This is a genomic window from Pseudomonas sp. AU12215 (assembly GCF_001675465.2).
Taxonomy (GTDB): domain Bacteria; phylum Pseudomonadota; class Gammaproteobacteria; order Pseudomonadales; family Pseudomonadaceae; genus Pseudomonas; species Pseudomonas nitroreducens.
Map to the genome: position 1 here is coordinate 1 of NZ_MACM02000090.1, position 1,121 is coordinate 1,121.

Here is a 1,121-nt window from a genome sequence, read left to right on the forward strand (position 1 = left end):
AAATGCCCGATTGAGGTCATGACAGAGGTAGTGGCGTTGCAGCATGATGCACCTGCTTCAATCCAGTAACCGTGTTGCACTCAGCTTCTGCAACCGCCCATCATAACCAGAGATACGAACGTTTCTTGGAAACGCCAGCCATATAGCTGGCATTTCTGCCGATTCACTTCAGATCTTTTATCGTCTTAACTTGATCCTTATTAACTCTCTGCAACTTACCATCAAGCTCTCTAAACTCATAAAATCCACTTTTTGAATCATAGCGTGGCGTATCAAGCGTCTGCAGTTCCCGCCCGTCATTTAGCACAATCGCAGATGGAGTTGAGCAGCCTGAAAGCCCACCTACAAAAACCAGAATAGCAACGAAATACTTACCCAAGAAACACCTCCAGCGCACATCAGATTCGAACAAACAGATCAAGCGCGACAAGCAAAAATACGGCAAGTAGCGCTCGACAAAAGTACTAAAATTCCGCCAGAACCAAAAGCGGCCCAAAGAACATATTTTTGTCCTCAGGTGCCATTCATTCAAACACAAGTAAAACCAAAAGCCTGTCACCCCATCGAAGCAATCAGGGTCTTAACCCTACTACGAAAAACATCTTAGATCGCCACTAAAATACCACAAACCAACCTACTCTCACCCACAGAAAATTGCTCGCCAACCAGAAAACACGCCATTTTTCTTCTACTTCCGAGATCTTATCCGAATCACACCCCCCATGGCAGTAACATCTTTCCACTAAACAATTATTGATCTGCCTCACGGCCCCTCCCCCATAGAAGATGGCTTAATAATTCTCCACAGAACTACAAGGAAGCTTATTTATGCCGCAAGAAAGCAGCCAAAAACTACGACTCGGCGCGCTGACAGCGCTGGTCGTAGGATCCATGATCGGCGGGGGCATTTTCTCCCTGCCACAAAACATGGCGGCCAGTGCAGACGTCGGCGCCATTCTCATCGGTTGGGCCATCACCGCGGTCGGCATGCTGACCCTGGCATTCGTCTTCCAGACCCTGGCCAACCGCAAGCCCCAACTCGACGGCGGGGTGTACGCTTACGCCAAGGCCGGTTTCGGCGACTACATGGGCTTCTCATCGGCCTGGGGTTACTGGATCAG

The 1,121-nt window shown here is 49.2% G+C and carries 2 protein-coding genes; one reads left to right on the forward strand and one right to left on the reverse strand.

What is annotated here, in order from left to right:
* Positions 1–163 precede the first annotated feature (163 nt).
* Positions 164–379 (reverse strand): YgdI/YgdR family lipoprotein, encoded by a 216-nt coding sequence (locus A9513_RS34960; RefSeq protein WP_023910458.1) that lies wholly within the window; start codon positions 377–379, stop codon positions 164–166.
* A 449-nt stretch (positions 380–828) separates the two neighbouring features.
* Between A9513_RS34960 and A9513_RS14540 the strand changes: the two genes are divergently transcribed.
* A partial coding sequence (locus tag A9513_RS14540) for an amino acid permease (RefSeq protein ID WP_141678415.1) occupies positions 829–1,121 on the forward strand: 293 nt, incomplete at its 3' end.